This window comes from Xenorhabdus santafensis, from assembly GCF_033949405.1.
Classification (GTDB): Bacteria; Pseudomonadota; Gammaproteobacteria; order Enterobacterales; family Enterobacteriaceae; genus Xenorhabdus; species Xenorhabdus santafensis.
In genome coordinates this window covers 1-21,774 of sequence record NZ_VCDN01000032.1, presented here as the reverse complement: position 1 = coordinate 21,774, position 21,774 = coordinate 1, and the positions used below count along the sequence as shown (strand labels likewise).

Here is a 21,774-nt window from a genome sequence, read left to right as displayed (position 1 = left end):
GCGCTGATTGAGTTCGCCATAACTTATGGCCTGCATCTCTGTTTTATTTTCCGCATCAAGCCCAAATTCAAGCGCAATGGCGTCAGGGCGGCGTGCCGCTTGTTGTTCAAACAACGAGTGAATCAATGCATCTTGCGGCTCGTGACAATCGACGAGGTCGTTAAAGTCAATCAGGAGCTGCTGTAATTCTGATGACGGCAACATGGGCAGGGAAGCAATAGTCTGGGTGTCATCTGCGGCCATTGCGGTCAGTATATTGACCAAATAACCCACGAAACGCCCAACCGTTGTGTCATCGAATAAATCAGCAGCATATTCCAAATCACCAACCAAGCCCGTTTCAGTTTCACTCAGGGAAAGCGTCAGATCGAAATGGGCGCCACGGCGCTCTTGTTCAATGGGCGTCAGTTGCAGGCCGGGTAAAATCAGCGCTTGGGCCGGGGTGTTATTCAACGCCATCATGACCTGAAAAATGGGACTGTAGCTCAGGCTGCGTTCAGGTTGCAGGGCTTCCACCACTTGCTCAAAAGGCAAGTCCTGATGGGCATAGGCCGCCAGTGCCTGCTGCCTGATTTGCGCAAGGAGATCCGCCACCTTTAGCCCGCGGTGGAATTTAACACGCAAGGCCAGTGTATTGACAAAGAAACCAATCAGCCCTTCAAGCTCCTGATGCGGACGGTTGGCAACCGGAGTGCCGATGACGATATCATCCTGCCCCGTGAGCCGGTTGAGCACACTGCTCCAGGCTGCCAGTACTGTCATAAATAAGGTGCAGTTATGGCGTTGTCCCAGCGCCTTGAGTGATGCCAGTAGAGGGGCATCAAGGTGAAAGGATTGCTGCCCACCCCTATAAGTTTGCACCGCCGGGCGGGGTCGATCCGTTGGGAGCGCAAGTAAGGCCGGAGCCTCTGCCAGTTGAGTTACCCAAAAGTCACGCTGTTTCGCAAAGGAGATCGCTTGCTGCGGCTCCCCGTCTTTCTGCTCTGATTTCTCTTGCCCTTTTTGCCATTGTTCATGTTGCCAGAAGGCATAATCTGCATATTGAATGGGCAGGGAAGGCAAGGGATCATCAAGCCCTTCAAGGGCGGCACGATAAAAGATACCCAGCTCACGCACCAACACCCCCACAGACCAACCATCGGTGATAATGTGATGCAGTGTCAGCAGTAATACATGCTCCTCATCTGTCAGTTGCAGTAACTGGCCGCGAATGAGCGGCCCTCGGGCAAAATCGAAGGGAGCCTGAGCTTCAAGTTCTGCCAGTTCGCTGACACGTTGAACATGCAGGGCTGGGTCAATCTGGCGCAGATCATGGCAAGACAACGTAAAGCCATGATCTGCGGGGTCGATCTGCTGGCAAGGTTGCCCATCAAGGGAGACAAAGCGTGTGCGCAGGCTTTCATGACGGGCAATCAGGCGGTCGAGCGCCGTTTTCAGCGCAGAATGGTTGAGCTGCCCGGCAAGGCGCAGCGTGACCGGCAGGTGATAAGCCTGACTGGCTGCCGGGTCGAGCTGGCTGAGGAACCATAGCCGTTGCTGTGCAAAAGATAACGGTATGGGTTGCTGCCCCTGTGCTTTTTTAATTGACGGCTGTTGTTGCTGAAGCCCGCGGGCTTTTAATTGTTCTTCCAGCCTTTTTTCCAGAACCGCGCGTTTCAGGTCGTCGAGATTCATGTTATTCCTTGTCATTCTTTACTGTCTCCACCATTACTGTTTTCACGGACGTCTTCTCCGCCCAAAATTGCCATTAGTTCTTCTGCTGACATTGAATCGAGTGAACTTTGCATGGACTCAATCTCGTTTTCCCCGACGACACTCATTTGTGCTGAAAAAATGAGATCGGCCTGTCCTGCCAACGTGGGCGCAATGAACAGGTCAGCAAGGGAAAGATTGACCAAGAATCTGTGTTGTATACGTGTGATCAGACGGACGACCATTAATGAATGCCCACCGATTTCAAAGAAATGGTCGTGACGATTGACCTGTTCCAGCCCCAGTAAATCTTGCCAAATTTGGGCCAGTGCCATTTCAATCCTGCCTTGTGGCGGTTCATTGCCACGGCTGGCTGTTGCCGAGAGATCAGGGGCAGGAAGCGCCTGACGGTCGAGCTTGCCGTTGGGGGTCAGCGGGAAAGTATCAAGCGTCATAAATGCGCTGGGCAGCATATAATCGGCAAGGTGTTGAGCAAGCTGCTGGCGCAGGTCTGCGGGGAGCAACTCGGCACCATCGAGCGATTGCAGATAAGCGACCAGACGCTTCTGGTTTGGCTCATCTTCACGCATGATAACGACCGCATCACGCACACCATGACACTGCCTGAGCCTGAATTCGATTTCCCCGAGCTCGATGCGGAAACCGCGCAGCTTAACCTGAAAATCATTGCGGCCCAGATATTCAATATTGCCGTCAGGCAGCCAGCGGCCGAGATCACCGGTTTTATACAGGCGGGCATCCGGCTCCGCTGAGAATGGGTCACTGATGAAGCGTTCTGCGCCCAGTTCAGGGCGGTTCAGATAACCCCGGGCCACACCCATGCCGCCGATATGAATTTCGCCGGTTGCCCCCAAAGGAACCGGTTCCCCATATCCATCAAGAATATAGATCTGGGTATTGGCAATCGGCCTGCCGATGGGAATGGGGCGGGCGACATCGACAAGGGCGGCAATGGCATAAGTGGCGGCGAACGTCGTCGTTTCTGTCGGGCCATATCCATTGAGCAACATGGCAGGCTGCGCTTTGGCTAGCTTCATTTCCCGTATTTTGTTCGGATCAAGCACGTCGCCGCCGATAAGCAGGTAACGCAACTGACAGAGCATCGGCTCAAGGTGGTGGTGGTACTCATTGAACAAGCCGCTGGTGAGCCAAAGCGCTGTCACTTTTCCGCCAATCAGTGAGTCACAGAAACGTGCCGGATCAAGCAACACCGATTGTGGAACCAGATGCAGGCGCCCGCCATTGAGCAGGGCAGACCAGATTTCCCATGTCGATGCATCAAAGGCAATGTTGGCGCAATGGGCAATGCAATCATCCGGCCCGATGTCCACAAAACCATTATTGATAATCAGGCGGAGAACATTTCGATGTTCAACCATCACCCCTTTGGGCAATCCGGTGGAGCCGGAGGTATAGATAATATAAGCCAGATGGCGAGAATTCAGCCCCAATGCTTGGGCATCTGGGTTGTCGGTCGGTTGCTCCGCGAAAGCCGCTTCTTCGTTGTCGAGCATGTCGAGCATAATGATGGGAACAGTTCCGGCAGCAGGCATTATCTCCACGAATTTGTCAGCCTGAGCCTCTTGCACCAACAAAGCCACGGGAGCCGAATCATCCAGCATGTAAGTCAGTCGTTCAACCGGGTAAGTCGGGTCAAGCGGCACATAGGCTCCGCCCGCCTTGAGAATGGCCAGCAGCCCCACAACCAGTTGCAGGTTACGCTCAGTACATATTGCCACCCGATCATCCAAACGAATTCCCCGTGCAATCAGATGATGGGCCAACCGGTTGGCGCGGCGGTTCAGTTCGCCATAGCTGAGGGACTGCTCCCCGAAGGTGACAGCAATGGCATCAGGCCGGAGTGCTGCCTGCGCCTCAAATTGTTGGTGGATCAAGCTGTTTTGCGGGAAATCCGTCTGTGTTGCGTTGAAATCCACCAGTAATTGCTGCCGCTCGGCGATTGGCAGAACCGGAATATGTCGAATCAATTGTTGTGGATCATGCGCCAGTGCATCTATTAAACCGCGGAGGGCGGCAGCCAAATAGGCCGTGATGCGGGCGGGGTCGATACCGGCTACTGTTTGGGCGGTTAAATGGAAATGGTTCCCCACATCATCCACCGACAGGGTAATCGGATAGTTGGTTCTTTCCTCCGCAGTTAAAACGCGGATGCCTGCCCAGTTTGCATTCAGGTTTTCCGCTTCATCCGTCTGGCTGTGGCGATAGTTCAACAAAGTGCTGAACAAGGGAACGGATTGCGCCATGCCGCTGCAACTTTGTGCCAGCACCAGCGGGGCTTGTTCGTGTTCCAGCAGCAGCATCAACCCGCGGTAGGCGTCCTGCACTGTTTCCTGAACCGTGCGTTGATGCAAAGAGAGCCGCATTGGCAGGGTGTTGATGAACATGCCCAGAACCTGAGCGGCACCGGCTCCTCCCTGAAGCCGTCCCAGCAGCACGGAACCAAAGACAACATCGTCGCGCCCGCTGGTTTGTGCCAGTACTTGTGCCCAGGCAACATGGAACAAGACTCCCGGGCTCATTCCCAGACGGCGGGCCTGGGAACGGATGGCTGCCGCCAGTTCTGGGGCGAGGGGGAGGCGGGCTTCTTTGACTGATTCAGACTCAGTTTTTACTTTAAGAATGCCGAACGGTGCCGTTGGCTCGTCAATATCGGCAAGTTGCTCACGGAAATACGCCTCATGTTCAGCAGTTGGCATGTTCAGGGTTTGGGCGACAAAATTGCGGTAGGGCAGCGCCGGCGGCAACATTTCCGCATGTCCCTGCTGTATCTGGGCGATTTCCGCAAAAATCAGCTCCAGTGTCATATGGTCGCTGACCAGATGGTGGAACCTCAGTGCCAATATCCATTCGCCCTGTGCCGGATCATGGGCGATATCCGCAGTGAATAGAGGAGCCTTATTCAGATTGATGCGATGCTGGCGTGGGTCGGTATGCGCCTTCAGTTGTTCAATCACTGAATGTGCAGCAAAGTCGCTGGCCGGATCTGGCGTGAAGAGATTGACCTCCAGCGGTGCCCGTCGCCAAACTACCTGAACGGGTTGGGCCAGTTCCTGCCAGTAAGCCGCCGTGCGCAAAATATCATGGCGATCAATAACCTGTTGCAGGGCTGTCAGGAAGGCATCAAGGCGCTCACGGCTGTCAAAGGCCAGTAAACTTTGCAGTAGATAGTTATCACCTTTGGTCTGCATCAGGTGATGGAACAGGATACCTTCCTGCAAGGGAGCCAGCGGATAAATATCCTGTATATTGGTACTCCCGCCGGGAACGGTTGCGACAATGGCATCAATCTCATTTTGAGACAGTGAGACTAAAGGCAGCAGGTCGGGGGTGATCGCCGTACAGTTTTCAGGAATGCGGTTAACCGGCACCACAAAGGCGGTGTCATGGTGTTGGATGGCCTGAGCCATATCGAGGAGAACCGGGGTGATGAACACACTGCGGACATCAAGTTGCCACCCCTGATTGCGTAACTCTTCGATCAAGCTGACTATCATCAGCGAATGACCTCCGAGTTCAAAGAAGTGATCATGACGCCCGACACTCTCCAGTTTCAGCAATTTTTGCCAAATCTGGGCAAGCACCATTTCCATTTCACCGATCGGGGCTTCATAGTTGCGCACCACAAGGGAGGATAAACCCGGGGCGGGAAGCGCCTGACGGTCGAGTTTCCCGTTTGAGGTCAGCGGGAAAGTATCGAGTGTGACAAAAGCACTGGGCAACATGTACTCAGCCAGATGCTGTGACAGTTGCTGGCGCAATTCCGCCGGGGCCAAAGCCGCACCATCCAGCGGTTTCAGATAGGCAATCAGGCGTTTTTGCCCCTGTTCGTCTTCCCGGGCCAGAACCACGGCTTCGCGAACCCCGGGGCACTGCTCCAGTCTTGCCTCAATTTCGCCAAGTTCAATGCGGAAACCCCGTATTTTGACCTGAAAATCATTGCGGCCAAGGTATTCAATATTGCCGTCAGGCAGCCAGCGTCCCAGATCACCGGTTTTATACATGCGGGTATCTGCATGCAGGAAAAACGGATCGATAAGGAAGCGTTCAGCGGTCAGTTCAGGGCGGTTTAGGTAACCCCGGGCAACGCCCGCACCGACAATGTGGATCTCCCCGGTCACACCGAGCGGTACGGGCTGGCCGTAGGCATCAAGGATATAGATCCGCAGGTCGGGCAGTGGCTGACCAATCAAGCTGCCGCGCCCTGAATGGATATCAGACTCCGTCAGTTCACGGTAAGTGGCATGCACGGTTATTTCGGTGATGCCGTACATATTGACCAAACGGGTTTGCTGGGTTGGATTGCGTGCGACCCACGGGGCAAGGGTGTGTAATTCCAGTGCTTCACCACCAAAAATAATGCAGCGCAGGGCGTGCGGGGTGGCATCTTGGGCTGTAATTAACTGGCGGAATGCGCTGGGAGTCTGATTCAGGATGGTAACCTGCTCATGGCACAGCAGCGAATAGAACATCTGCGGTGAACGGGCGCAGTCTGCTGAAACGACGACCAATCGACCGCCGTAAGATAAAGCGCCCCACAATTCCCAGACGGAGAAATCGAAAGCGAAAGAGTGGAACAGTGTCCAGACATCCTGATCATCAAACTGGAAATGATCTTGCGTCGCAGCCAGCAAGCGAACGACATGGGCATGTTCGACCATCACCCCCTTGGGCTTGCCAGTGGAGCCTGAAGTATAAATCACATAAGCCAGATGGTTGGCTGTCAGCCCTAAAGCCTGAATATCCGGATTGTTGGTCGGCAGATCCGCCATAAACGGTGTCGGGGCACAATGTTGCCGATCGAGCGAATGTTTAAGCAAATTGTCGAGCAAAGTCGTGGGTAAGCCGCTGGCGAGTTTGTCGGCTAACGAACTTTGGGTCAGGATCGCCACCGGCGTTGAGTCTTCCAGCATATAGGCCATCCGATCCGCCGGGTAGGACGGGTCAATCGGGACATAAGCCCCACCTGACTTGAGGATGGCAAGTAACCCTACCACCATCTCCAGACTGCGTTCGACGCAAATGGCAACCCGATCATCCGGGCGGACACCCTGTGCAATCAGATAATGGGCCAAGCGGTTGGCATGGCGGTTCAGTTCTCCATAACTGAGGGTTTCACCTTCGCAAACGATGGCAATGGCATCAGGGTGATGGGCCGCCTGCGCTTCAACCCGTTGGTGGATCAGGGCATGTTGCGGGAAATCCACCCAATTGGAGTTAAAGTCAACCAGCAATTGTTGGACATCAGAGGCAGACATCATCGGCAAAATGGCGATATTTTGCTTTTCATCAACCGTCATGGCTTTCAGGACATTGGTTAAATAACCGATCATGCGCTGAATGGTGGCAGCATCGAACAAATCAACTGCATAGGCCAGTTCACCAACTAAGCCTGACTCGGTTTCCGTCAATGACAAGGTTAGATCAAAATGGGCACTGTGGTGCTCAGGCTCAAGCGCGGTCAGTTGGACATCCGGCAACGAAGGCACTTGAGGTGGCGTATTGTTCAGCGCCAGCATGACCTGAAAAATCGGGCTGTAACTGAGGCTGCGTTCAGGTTGCAGGGCTTCCACTACTTGTTCAAAAGGCAATTCTTGATGGGCATAGGCGGCAAAAGCCTGCTCCCGGACGTGGGCAAGCAGATCCGCTACATTGAACCTATCATGCAAAGTGACGCGCAAGGCCAGCGTATTGACGAAGAAACCGATCATGCCTTCCAGTTCATGATGCGGGCGATTGGCAACGGGGGTGCCGATAACGATGTCGTCCTGACCGCTGAGGCGGGCCAGCACGATACTCCATGCGCTCAGGAGGGTCATAAATAATGTGGCGTTATGGCGTTGTCCGAGTGCCTTGAGCGACGTCAATAAATCTGCGTCGAAGTGAATCGGAACCCGGCCTCCGATAAAACTTTGGGTTGTCGGGCGGGGTCTGTCAGTTGGCAGTGCCAGTAATGCCGGAGCTCCGGCAAGTTGGGTGCGCCAGAAATCACTTTGTGCAGCAAGGAGGGTTTCTTGCAGGCGGTTGCGCTGCCAGACGGCATAATCGGCGTACTGAACAGGCAATGCTGGTAAGGATGCATCTTGACGGCTCAAGGCGGCACGGTAAAGAACACTTAATTCATGCATCAAAACGCCCATCGACCAACCGTCAGAAATAATGTGGTGCTGGGTCAGCAGCAACACATGTTCTTCGTCCGCCAGTTGCAGCAAGTGACCGCGGATCAGTGGGCCGTGGGCAAAGTCAAACGGTGTTTGCGCTTCAAGTGCGGTAAGTTCAGCAATTCGGTCAATATGTGTTTCTGGCGTTTGGCAGCGCAGATCTTGGCAGGAGAGCGCAAAACCTGTATCTGCCGGATCAATGAGCTGGCAAGGCTGGCCCGCAATCAGCCCAAATCGGGTACGCAAACTTTCCTGTCGGGCAACCAATTGGTCAAGAGCGCGTTTTAAGGCAGAGTGATTGAGCAAGCCCGTGAAACGCAGCGCTATGGGAATATGGTAGGCCAGACTGGCAGCCGGGGATAGCTGCCCAAGGAACCACAACCGTTGTTGGGCAAAAGAGAGCGGCAAGGGTTGATTGCGATCAGCCAGCGGAATGGTGGCTTGGGTCGTCACCGTAGCACCGCTAAGCACTTGGGCCAGATTAATCAGCAGTGGCTGGTCAAAGAGTTGCTGTAACGGAAGCTCCCGTGCCAATACCTGACGTACCCGCGAAGCGAGTTGCACGGCAAGCAGAGAATGTCCGCCCAGTTCAAAGAAATGATCGTAACGGCCGACACGTTCCACACCCAACAAATCTTGCCAAATTCCGGCCAGAGCGATTTCTGTTTCACCAACCGGAGCAGTATAGGCACGGGTTATCATTGAGGATGAATCAGGGGCAGGGAGTGCCCGGCGGTCGATTTTGCCATTGGGAGTCAACGGGAAGGCTTCCAGCATCACAAAGGCACTGGGCAGCATATAGTCAGCAAGGTGCTGTGAAAGTTGCTGACGTAATTCAGCCGGCACCAATTCCACGCCGGATTGCGGGCGCAGATAGGCAATCAGGCGTTTTTGCCCCTGTTCATCTTCACGGGTCAGTACTACCGCTTCAGTTACACCGTCACATTGTCTTAATCTTGCTTCGATTTCACCCAATTCGATGCGGAAACCGCGCAATTTAACCTGAAAATCGTTACGGCCAATGTAGTCAATATTGCCATCCGGCAGCCAGCGGGCAAGATCGCCTGTTTTATACATGCGCGCTTCGGTGTCTGCGGAGAAGGGATCAATCAGGAAGCGCTCGGCTGTCAGCTCAGGGCGGTTCAGGTAACCACGGGCAACACCGGCCCCGCCGATATGGATTTCACCCTCCACACCAAGGGGAACGGGCTGGCTTTGTTCATCCAAGATATAGATTCGGGTATTGGAAATGGGGTGGCCAATGGGGATTTTCCGCTCACTCCCTGTGTATCCCTCTCCCATAAAGGGAATTTCATAAGCGGTGGCGAATGTGGTGGTTTCCGTTGGGCCATACACATGCAATAAATGTTTGGGTGGATTTTCAGCCCGAAGGCGAATCGCTGAACGGGTATCTGTACGTTCACCACCAAAAAGGACATAGCGCAAGCCAGACAGGGCCGGCGCAATCAAGTCCGCATATTGATTGAACAATGCGGTGGTCAGGAACAGGGCAGTAACACCTTCTAAGGATAGACATTGACCGAACTGAGTCGGTTCCAGCAAAGTTTTTTCCGGAACCAACAGCACCCGCGCCCCGTGTGCCAATGCTGCCCAGATTTCCCAAGTGGCGGCATCAAAGGAAATATTGGCGCAGTGGGCAATGCAGTCATCCGGCCCAATGTCGGCAAAACCGTTGTTGATAATCAGGCGCACAACGTTGCGATGCTCAATCATGACCCCTTTGGGCAATCCGGTAGAGCCTGAAGTGTAGGTGACATAAGCCAGATTCCGGGATGTCAGCGGTGAGGCCAAGTCTGACGCTTGACTGTCCCGCTCTGTTTCAGTCAGGAATGACGCATGGGCATCAAGCGCCATGATCGGTATCTCGTGCATTGAGGCAGGCACGATGTGGCTTATCCGGTCGGCTTGCGCAGTTTGTGTCAGCAAGGCGACCGGTGTTGCGTCTTCGAGCATATAAGCCAGCCGTTCAGCGGGATAAGTAGGATCGAGCGGCACATAGGCACCGCCAGCCTTGAGGATGCCGAGCAAACCGACAATCAATTCCAGACTGCGCTCGATACAAATTGCCACCCGATCATCCGGCCGGACACCCAGCGCGGTCAGGTGATGGGCCAAGCGGTTGGCTTTCTGGTTCAGCTCACCATAACTCATGTGCTGCCCTGCGTAAGTCAGCGCAATGGCAGCAGGATTTTGGGTGGCCTGAGTCTCAATCAACTGGTGGATCAGCGCATGTTGCGGGAAATCCACTTGGGTGGCGTTAAAGCCTTCCAAGAGTTGTTGCCGCTCTACTTCCGGCAGGACTGGCACATCCAGAATCAATTGCTGTGGATTGTGCACCAAGGCATTAATCAAGCCTGTAATGGCTGTGACCAGATAAGTGGTCACTTGCGCTGGCTCAATCTCAGCCACGGTCAGCGCCGTTAACTGGAAGCCATCGCCTAAATCATCCACTGACAGGGTGATGGGGTAATTGGTTTGCTCTTTGGCTTCCAGTATGCGCATGTTTGCCCATGCACTGTTCGTTGTTGCATTCGTTGTTGCATTTTCCGTTGCGTTTTGGGTCAGCTCCTTGCTGCTTTGGCTGTGGCGGTAGTTCAACAAGGCACTGAATAACGGCGTGGGCTGAGCCACGTCACTGCACCGTTGTGCCAGTGACAATGGAGCCTGTTCATGCTCCAGCAATGCGGTCAGATTGCGGTAAGTATCCTGTACAATATCCTGCACGCTGCGCCCGCTCAGGGAGAGACGTATCGGCAGGGTATTGATAAACATTCCCATAATCTGGTCAGCCCCGGCAACTCCCTGTAAACGTCCCAGCAAGACGGAGCCGAAAACGACATCATTGCGACGGCTGGTTTGGGCCACCACTTGTGCCCAAGCAGCATGGAACAGAACGCTTGGGCTGACTTTCAGGCGGCGGGCCTGAATGCGGATAGATTCCGCCAGTTCCGGCGAAAGTGTCAGGCTGGATTTGGCAATATTGGCAATAGCGTCCCCGTCTGGCATCTCTTCAGGTGTTTCTTTGGGGACGGAAATCACGCCGAACGGAGCTGTCGGGGCATCAATGCCGGCAAGTTGTGCGCGGAAATAAGTCTCGTGCACGTCATCCGGTACAGCCAGCGTCTGGGCAATAAAGTTGCGGTAGGGCAGCGTAACGGGCAGAGCTTGCGTTTTCCCGGCCAATATCTGGGCTATCTCAGCGAAGATAAGATCCAATGTCATGTGGTCACTGACCAGATGATGGAAACGCAGTGCCAGCAGCCATTCATCTTGTGTCGCGGAGTAAGCAATATCAGCCGCGAATAGTGGCGCATGCGTTAAGTCAAGGCGGTGCCAGCGCGGATCAGTATGCAGCCGCAGTTGGGCGGGAACATCTTCCTCCGTGGCCGGCGTAAAGGTATTGATGCGCAAGGGTGCCTGACGCCAGACAACCTGAACCGGTTGTGCCAGATCTTGCCAGTAAACCGCAGTGCGCAAAATATCATGGCGGTCGATGACCTGCTGCAAGGCACTCAGGAACGCGTCAAGGTGAATGCGGGTGCTGAAAGCGAGTAACACTTGCAGTAAGTAGGCATCACCCTGTGCCTGCAACAAGTGGTGGAATAAAATGCCTTCCTGCAACGGCGCCAGTGGATAGATATCTTGTACATTGGCACTCCCTCCGTGAACTGTGGCGACAATGGCATCAATTTCGGATTGTGACAGTGATGTCAGAGGCAGCAGATCGGGGGTGATAGCGGTGCAATTTTCAGGAATGCGATTGGGGGGAACCACAAAAGTGACAGTATCACGTTGGATGGCCTGTGCCATATCAATCAGGTGTGGAGAAGCGAACACGTTGTATACGGCAAGCTGCCAGCCGATGGTGCGCAGTTCTTCGATCAGGCTGACAATCATCAAAGAATGCCCACCCAGCTCAAAGAAATGATCATGACGACTCACTTGATTCAAGCCCAAGAGTTTTTGCCAAATCTGCGCCAGAGCCGTTTCTGCCTCACCGCAGGGTGATTCATACCGACTTGATGCAAATGCGGACGGCTCAGGGGCAGGAAGCGCCTGAGTATCAAGTTTCCCGTTTGAGGTCAGCGGGAAAGTATCAATGGAGACAAAAGCACTGGGCAACATGTGTTCAGCAAGATGCTGGGTCAGTTGCCAGCGCAGGTCTGCCGGTATCAGTTCTACACCATCCTGAGGCTTAAGATAAGCTACCAGACGCTTTTGTCCCTGTTCATCGTCACGGGCAATCACCACCGCTTCCCGCACGCCACGGCACTGCCTGAGCCGGGTTTCGATTTCACCCAGTTCAATGCGGAACCCCCGCAGCTTGATCTGGAAATCATTGCGGCCGAGGTATTCCACATTGCCATCAGGCAACCAGCGGCCAAGGTCGCCGCTTTTGTACATGCGTGCATCCGGCTCAGTGGAGAACGGATCAGCGAGGAAGCGTTCAGCGGTGAGTTCAGGGCGATTGAGGTAACCACGGGCAACGCCGGCACCGGCGATGTAGATCTCGCCCATGACGCCAAGTGGCACAGGCTGGGCATTGGCATCAAGGATATAGATCCGGGCATTGGCAATGGGTTGCCCAATGGGCGGTGGGTTGTCCCCTGTTTGGTTTTCATTGCGTGGTGCGCCATTGTCCGTGCCATCATGACAGGCATAAAGGGTGGCGTAGACTGTAATCTCAGTCGGCCCATAGGCATTGAACATCTGGCGGCCTTTTGCCCAGCGTTTGACCAAATTTGACGGGCAGGCTTCTCCGCCTACAAGCAGCGTTTGCAGGGTAACGGGCAGTGAATCCACCGCCGTCAGCGCCGTGGGAGACAGCAGGGTATGGGTAATGGCGCGGCTTTCAAGATAATCGGACAGCGCTGTACCGGGCAGGATATCGGCCCGCTGTGCAAGGTAGAGGCGTGCGCCAGTCAGGAGAGCTATGCAACACTCCCAGATACAGGCATCAAAACTATTCGAGGCGAACTGTAAAACGCGGCTGTCCGGTGTGAGTCCCAAAGTCTCTTTTTGCGTGGCGATCAGGTTGCATAGATTGCGATGCTCGACCATGACGCCTTTGGGTTGCCCCGTTGAACCCGATGTATAAATGACATAGGCCAGATGGCGGGATGTCAGCCCCAATTCCCGTACCTCCGGATTGGCGGTTGGTTGCTGGGATAACAGTGTTTCAGAGGCAGCCAAGACGTTATCAAGCAAAACTGTAGGGACGTCATCGGAAAGTTTTTCGCGCCATGCGGTTTGGGTCAGTAAAACAACCGGGGCAGAATCTTCCAGCATGTAGGCCAGACGTTCAGCCGGATAGGCAGGATCGAGCGGAACATAGGCACCACCTGCCTTGAGAACGCCAAGCAAGCCAATCACCATTTCCAGGCCGCGCTCTGTACAAACAGCAACCCGGCTGTCCGGGCGTACTCCCAGAGAAATCAAATGATGGGCCAACTGATTGGCACGGTCATTCAGCTCACGGTAGCTCAGAACCGCCTCTTCATAGCAAGCTGCGACGGCATCAGGATGCTGTAATGCCTGTGCTTCAAACAGTTGGTGAGCCAGTATATCCTGCGGGTAGTCTGCTGACGTGGCATTGAAATCCACCAGCAGTTGCTGCCGCTCCGATGCCGGTAACATTGGCAGGGTAGCCACAGGTTGTGTTTCATCTGTTGTCATGGCAGCCAGCACATTGGCTAAATAACCGACCATGCGCTCAGCCGTTGCGGCATCAAACAGATCTGCGGCATAGGTAAGTCCACCTGTCAGGCCGGATTCGGTTTCGGTCAATGACAGTATCAGATCGAAGTGAGCACTCGGGTGCACCTGTTCAATGGGAGCAAACTGTAACTCAGGCGAGATAGCCTCACTGGCAGATGAGTGCTTTAATTGATTGTTTAAGTTGCTGTTCAATGTATTGTTCAGGGCCAGCATGACCTGAAAAACCGGGCTGTAGCCCAGATTGCGTTCCGGGTGCAGGACTTCCACCACTTGTTCAAAAGGCAAGTCCTGATGGGCATAGGCGGCAAGGGCCCGTTCCCGGATCTGGGACAATAAATCCGCGACACTGAGGGTGCCATTCAACGTCATGCGCAAGGCCAGCGTATTAACGAAAAATCCAATCATTCCCTCAAGCTCATGGTGAGGCCGATTGGCGACCGGTGTACCGATAACGATATCATCCTGACCACTCAATCGGGCAAGCACGCAGCCCCAAGCAGCAAGCACGGTCATAAACAGGGTGCTATTGTGACGTTGCCCAAGTTTTTTGAGTGATGCTAATAACCCGGCATCAAAATGAACAGGGACATGCCCCCCGACGAATGATTGGGTTGCCGGGCGCGGCCTGTCGAGCGGAAGTGTCAACAAGGCAGGGGCACCTTCAAGCTGAGTGCACCAGAAATCACGCTGTGCCGTGAGCGCGGCTTCTTGCAGCCAGCCCCGCTGCCAGACAGCATAATCCGCATATTGGACGGGCAATGCCGGCAATGGAGTGTCCGAACCATCAAGGGTGGCGCGGTAAAAGCGCTCCAATTCGTGCATCAATATCCCGACAGACCAACCATCGGAAATAATGTGATGCTGGGTGAGCAGCAAGATGTGCTCGTCATTCGTCAGTTGCAGTAATTGACCACGGATTAAAGGCTCTCCGGAAAAGTCAAAAGGTGTTTTTGCTTCCAGAGCAGTCAATTCTGCCACTCGATCAGTTTGTCCATCCGGCGTCAGCAGGCGCAAATCGTGGTAGGCCAGACGCAGGCCAATATCAGCCTGCTCAATGTGCTGGCAAGGTTGCCCGGCAATCAACACAAAACGGGTACGCAAAATCTCATGCCGGGCAACCAGTTGATCGAGTGCCTTGCTTAAAGCTGACTGATTGAGCGGTCCGGTCAGGCGCAGTGCCACCGGAATGTGATAGGCCAGACTGGCTGAGGGATCGATTTGCCCAAGGAACCACAACCGTTGTTGAGCGAAGGACAAAGGCAAGGGGTGAGTCCTGTCAGCCACGGGAATCATGACGTGAGAAGAGATTGCCGCGTCAGTGAGTGTTTGGGCCAAATCCAGTAAAAGAGGATGATCAAATAACTGCTGTAGTGACAACTCCAGCGCCAGCTCCTGACGAATATGGGCGACAAGCTGGACAGCAAGCAATGAATGACCGCCCAGTTCAAAGAAGTGATCATGGCGACCAACCTGTTCCAGTCCCAGCAGGTTCTGCCAAATCTGGGCCAGTGCACACTCCATTGGGCTTTCCGGAGCCTGATAGCGGTCTGCTGCCACTGCCGATAAATCGGGGGCCGGCAGGGCTTGGCGGTCAAGTTTGCCGTTGGGGGTCAACGGGAAAGTGTCAAGCATGACGAAAGCACTTGGCAGCATATAATCGGCAAGGTGTTGGGCGAGCTGCCGGCGCAATTCGGCGGGTTCCAGCTTAATGCCTGTTGATTCAAGGGTTCCCAGTGGCTGGATATAGGCAATCAGGCGTTTTTGATCAGTGCCGTTTTCATTTAACTGTCCTTCATGTAATTGATTTTCATGTGCCGCTTCTTCGCGGGCGATCACGACCGCATCATGTACGCCATCACATTGCATTAGCTGTGCTTCTATCTCACCCAGCTCAATGCGGAATCCCCGCAATTTAATCTGAAAATCATTGCGGCCGAGATATTCAATATTGCCGTCAGGCAGCCAGCGCCCCAAATCACCGGTTTTGTACATGCGTGCATTGGGGGCAGAAGAGAACGGATCGGCAATAAAGCGCTCGGCAGTCAGTTCAGGGCGGTTTAGGTAGCCGCGGGAAACACCTGCATCGGCAATATGAATTTCGCCGGTCGCGCCAACGGGAACCGGCTGACCGTGCGGGTCGAGGATATAGATGCGAGTATTGGCAATAGGCTTGCCAATGGGGATGGAGCGGTTTACATCAACCGGGGCATTGATGGAGTACATGATGGCAAAAGTTGTGGTTTCCGTCGGGCCATAGGCATTGAGCAGGTTTTCTGGCTGGGAAGCCAACGATTGCATGTGGCGGATTTTTCGTGGATCGAGGACATCACCACCAATAATTAGGTAGCGCAGTTGGTGATACAGGGGTTCGAGATAATCGAGATATTCGTTGAACAAGCCAATCGTTAACCAAAGCGCGGTGGTGCCTTCCTTGATCAATGACTCGCAGAAACGGGCCGGATCAAGCAAAACAGACTGAGGAATGACATGCAAACGCCCGCCATTGAGCAGGGCAGCCCAGATTTCCCAAGTTGATGCATCAAAAGCCGTATTGGCACAATGGGCCACACAATCATCCGAACCAATATCAGCAAACCCGTTATTGATAATCAAGCGCAGTACACTGCGGTGTTCAACCATGACCCCCTTGGGCATTCCGGTTGAGCCGGAGGTATAAATCACATAGGCCAGATGGTGTGATGTCAGCCCCAGCGCATGGGGATCGGGGTTGTGGTTGGGTTGAGCTGCAAGCCCTCCTTGGTCTGCATCGAGGAGCAGGCCATCAAGGAGAACGAGGGGAATGGTGCCGTCCATTTTATTGCTGCCATCCATTTTACTGGCATGGGCTGAGTGCATCAGTAAGGCAACCGGATTGGCATCTTCCAACATATAGGCCAGACGTTCAGCCGGATAAGCCGGATCAAGCGGTACATAGGCTCCACCCGCCTTAAGAATGGCGAGCAGGCCGATAATTAATTCTGGGCTGCGCTCAGCACAAATTGCGACGCGATCATCGGGGCGGATACCCAGTGCAATCAAGTGATGGGCCAATCGGTTGGCACGGTCATTCAGCTCTCTATAGCTCAGGGATTGCCCTTCAAACACGAGTGCAACGGCATCCGGATGATGTTTCACGTGATCTTCAAACAACTGGTGAATCAATGCATTTCGCGGGAAATCTACCGGAGCAGGGTTGAAATCCACCAAGGTTTGTTGCCGCTCGGCAGGGGGCAGGATTGAGATAGTCTGGATTGAGCGTTGTGGCTCATGGGCCAAGGCATCAACCAGACCTTTGATCGCTGTTGCCAGATATGTGTTCATGCGGGCGGGATCAATGCGTGTGACAGTCTGGGCAGTCAGGTAAAAACCACTTCCCATATCATCCACAGACAGCGTAACCGGATAATTGGCCCGTTCCTCAACCGCAACAATACGCATGCCTATCTGGGGCATTTCGATGACGGCAGATTCCCGGCTCTGGCTGTGGCGATAATTGAGTAAGGTACTGAACAACGGTATCGACGGTGCCATGCTGCTGCAACGTTGTGCCAAAGCCAGAGGTGCCTGTTCGTGTTCCAGCAAGGCAGTTAACTGGCGATAGGTGCCTTGCACGATATCCTGCACACTGGATTGATCCGAAGACTGCCCGCCCAACGAGATCCGCACTGGCAAGGTATTGATGAACATGCCCAGTGTGCGGGCTGTACCTGCTCCACCCAACAATCGGCCTAATAATACGGAACCAAAGACCACATGATCGTTGCCGCTGGTTTGAGCCAGGACTTGGGCCCAGGCGATATGGAACAGCACGCCGGGGCTGACTCCCAGCCTGCGGGCTTGGGTACGGATACTTTCCGCAAGTTCGGGATCAAGCAAAAGCTGGGCTTCGGCCGTTGGCTCGTGGTCGTCTTGCAATGCAAGTATGCCGAAGGGAGCGGTGGGCGTGTCGATATCAGCCAGCTGCGCCCGGAAATAATCCTCATGTGCCTCAGCAGGTGTGCTCAAAATCTGGGCGATAAAGTGACGGTAAGGCAGTGTTTTTGGCAGGGATGCGAGATTTCCTTGCTGTATTTCGGCTATTTCAGCAAAAATCAGCTCCAGCGTCATATGATCGCAAACTAAATGATGGAAACGCAGTGACAGTAACCATTCATCCTGTGCCGGATCATGGGCAATATCTGCCGCAAACAGCGGAGCCTGACTCAAGTCAAGGCGGTGCCGGCGCGGGTGGGTATGTGCCCGTAATTGGGTACGGATGTCACCTGATGTTTCCGGAACGAAAACATGGGTACGCAGCGGTGCTTGGCGCCAGACTACCTGAGCCGGCTGAACCAAGCCTTTCCAGCAGATGGCAGTACGCAGGATATCGTGGCGGTCAATGACTTGCTGGAGGGCGGTCAAGAACTCGTCAAGGCACTCACGCGAGTTAAACGCAAGCAAGCATTGCAGTACATAGGTATCACCTTGAGAGCTGCGCAGGTGGTGATAAAAAATGCCTTCCTGCAACGGTGCCAATGGGTAAATATCCTGTATATTGCGAGCACCACCGACTGTGGCATCAACAATGGCATCAATTTCGGTCTGGGACAGCTTAATCAGGGATAGCATCTCAGGAGTGATGGCGCTGCAATCCGCGGCAATAAGATTGGCCGGCCCGGCAAATGCCTCAACATTCCGTTTAACCGCCTGTGCCATTTCGTTCAGGATGGGAGTGGAGAACACACTACGGACATCAAGCTGCCAACCTAAGTTGTACAGTTGTTCGATCAGACCGACAATCATCAGCGAGTGACCGCCCAATTCGAAGAAATGGTCATGGCGCCCGATTTGTTCCACACCCAGTAAATCCTGCCAAATGTGCGCCAGTGTGATTTCTGCTTCTCCGGCAGGGGCTTCGTAGTCGCGCGCTATTACGGCATGTAAATCCGGGGCAGGGAGTGCCTGTCGGTTAAGTTTGCCGTTGGACGTCAGTGGAAAGGTATCCAGCATGACAAACGCACTGGGCAGCATGTATTCAGCCAGATGCTGGGCGAGTTGTTGACGCAGTTCTGCGGGTTGCAGTTCTGCGCCCTCCATTGGGCGCAAATAGGCGACCAGCCGTTTCTGCGCTTTTTTAGCGGATGCCTCTTCATGGGGGATGTATTCACCAGCCATATCTTCACGGGCAATGACCACGGCTTCGCGTACCCCATGACACTGCATCAATTGGGCTTCAATTTCCCCCAGTTCGATGCGGAAACCACGTATTTTCACTTGAAAATCATTGCGGCCAAGGTATTCGATATTGCCATCAGGCAGCCAGCGCCCCAAATCACCGGTTTTGTACATGCGTGCCCCGGCGTCTTTGGTGAACGGATCGGCAATAAAGCGCTCGGCGGTCAATTCAGGACGGTTCAGATAACCCCGGGCAACGCCGCTGCCGGCAATGTAGATCTCGCCAATAACGCCAAGGGCGACGGGTTGACCATACGAATCCAGTATATAAATCTGGGTGTTGGCTATGGGGCGGCCGATATGGGAGCTAAAACCTGTGGCACGATCCATCCGTGCCCACGTTGAATAGGTTGTTGTTTCAGAAGGACCGTACAGGTTACACACATTCTGGATGGCAGAATGGGCGAACAACTGCTCAACGACATGTGATTTAAGTGCTTCACCGGCTAAATTGATCGTCCGGACACACTCGGGCACGGCATCGATGTCAATCAGGTGCGCGATGGCGGAAGGCACCGTATTGATCAGGCTGATTGGCTGTTTGGTATGGTCTGTTCCGGCACTGGTGGATTTAGCGGCAACCAGTGACAGGACATCCGGCACAATATGCACCGTGCCGCCGGATATCAGTGATGCGAAACATTCAAATACGGCCAAGTCAAAGTTAAGGGAAGTCGCAAACAGTGTGTCCGCCAATTCCTCCGGACTGAAATTTCGTTGTGCCCAAGTCAGGAAATTCACCGTGTTGCGGTGAGCGATAGCGACCCCTTTTGGGAGTCCTGTGGAGCCGGAAGTATAAATGACATAGGCCAGATGGTGCGATGTCAGCCCCTGAACCGCCGGATTGCAGTCAAGTCCGTCTGGCTGGGAAAAACCAGCTTGAGAAAATTGTTCTTGCGCATCAAGCATGATGGTTGGCACAGAAGTCGCCAGCTTGTTGGCGAGCGTGGCTTGGGTCAGCAAAGCCATCGGGGCTGAATCCTCAAGCATGTATGCCAGCCGCTCGGCAGGATAAGCCGGATCGAACGGCACATAAGCACCGCCAGCCTTGAGAATGCCGAGTAAACCCACCACCATCTCTGGACTGCGTTCAACGCAAATTGCGACCCGATCATCGGGCCGTACGCCCAGAGCGATCAAGTAATGGGCCAGACGATTGGCTCGCTGATTCAGTTCACCGTAGGTCAGTGTCTGATTGCCAACAACAACCGCCGTTGCTTCGGGATTTTTTGCTGCCTGAGATTCAAGCAGTTGGTGAATCAAGGTCTCTTGCGGAAAATCCATCTGAGTGGCGTTGAAATCCACCAAAAGCTGCTGCCTTTCTGCTTCCGACAACATTGGCAGCGTCATTGCAGCTGTTTCAGTAGACAAGGTTGTCCCGGAAGCCATTGCCGTCAATATTCGCTTCAGGTAGCCGACCATGCGTTCAGCCGTTGTGGCATCGAACAGATCGGAGGCATATTCCAATCCACCGCTCAATCCCGCATCTGTTTCTGTCAGCAGCAACATCAGATCGAAGTGAGCGCTGTGGGTGACTTGTTCTAGGCGGGAAATTTGCAGCCCGGATGTGGTTTGTGCCTGAATGGGGGTATTGTCCAGCGCCAACATGACCTGAAAGATGGGGCTGTAGCTTAAGCTCCGTTCAGGTTGCAACTCTTCCACTACCTGCTCGAAAGGCAAATCCTGATGCTCATAGGCGGCAAGCGCCCGCTCGCGGACTTGTGCCAGTAGGTCTGCCACACTGATATCGTCACGGAATGTGGTACGCAAGGCCAGCGTATTGACGAAGAAACCGATGGTTCCTTCCAGTTCTTGGCTTGGTCGATTGGCGACCGGTGTGCCGATGACAATATCATCCTGACCACTTAATCGGGCCAGGACAATGCTCCATGCAGCCAGTATGGTCATGAATAATGTGCAGTTATGTTGCTGCCCCAGTGTTCTGAGCGATGCCAGCGTGTCTGCATCAAGATAGAACGGCACTTGACTGCCGACATAGGTTTGCACTGATGCACGGGGCCTGTCGAGTGGAAGTGTCAATAAGGCCGGGGCACCTTCAAGCTGTGAATACCAGAAGTCACGTTGTACCGCGAGAAGATCTCCCTGCAACCATTCATGCTGCCAGGCGGCATAATCCGCATATTGAATGGGCAATGCCGGCAGTGGATCATCTAGGCCTTCAAGGGTAGCGTGGTAAAGCGTCCCCAACTCACGTATCAGCACGCCAATTGACCAGCCATCAGAAATAATATGATGCAGAGTGAGCAACAAGACATGTTCATCATCTGCCAGTTGCAGCAATTGCCCACGCATAAGCGGGGCATGGGTAAAGTCAAAAGGTATCCGGGCATCAATATCGGTGAGCTCAGCAATGCGTTGGTTGTGCAAGGCAGGGTCACACTGGCGCAGATCATGGCAGGGCAGCGCAAAACCAATATTGGCAGTGGCAATGCGTTGATACGGCAACCCTTCTATCGAGATAAAATAGGTGCGCAGGCTTTCATGGCGGGCAACCAGACGGCTAAGCGCCGTGTTCAGGGCGGTATAGTTAAGTTGACCGGACAGCCGCAAAGCGACCGGAATGTGGTAGGCCAGACTGGCGGCCGGAGAAAGCTGGGTAAGGAACCACAGACGTTGCTGGGCAAAGGACAGGGGCAGGGATTGCTGGCGATCATCAACTACAGGAATAACGGTTTGAATTGTCTCCGCCGTGTCTGCCAGCGTGCGGGCCAGCGCCATCAGCACCGGTTGTGCAAAGAGCGTTTGTAACGGTAACTCCCTTGCCAGCACTTGGCGTATGCGGGCCACCAGTTGGATCGCCAGCAGCGAGTGCCCGCCAAGCTCAAAGAAATGGTCATGGCGGCCGACACGCTCCAGCCCCAATAATGCCTGCCAGATTTGCGCCAGAGCGGTTTCTGTTTCGCCCACC

The 21,774-nt window shown here is 54.1% G+C and carries 2 protein-coding genes; both read right to left on the bottom strand.

The features are described 5' to 3' along the window. A partial coding sequence (locus FE392_RS09325) for a condensation domain-containing protein (RefSeq protein ID WP_319929956.1) occupies positions 1–1,689 on the bottom strand: 1,689 nt, incomplete at its 3' end. Next, positions 1,686–21,774, bottom strand: a 20,089-nt coding sequence (locus FE392_RS09320; RefSeq protein WP_439153476.1) for a non-ribosomal peptide synthase/polyketide synthase, incomplete at its 5' end; no start/stop codon positions are given. The genes FE392_RS09325 and FE392_RS09320, both read right to left, overlap by 4 nt.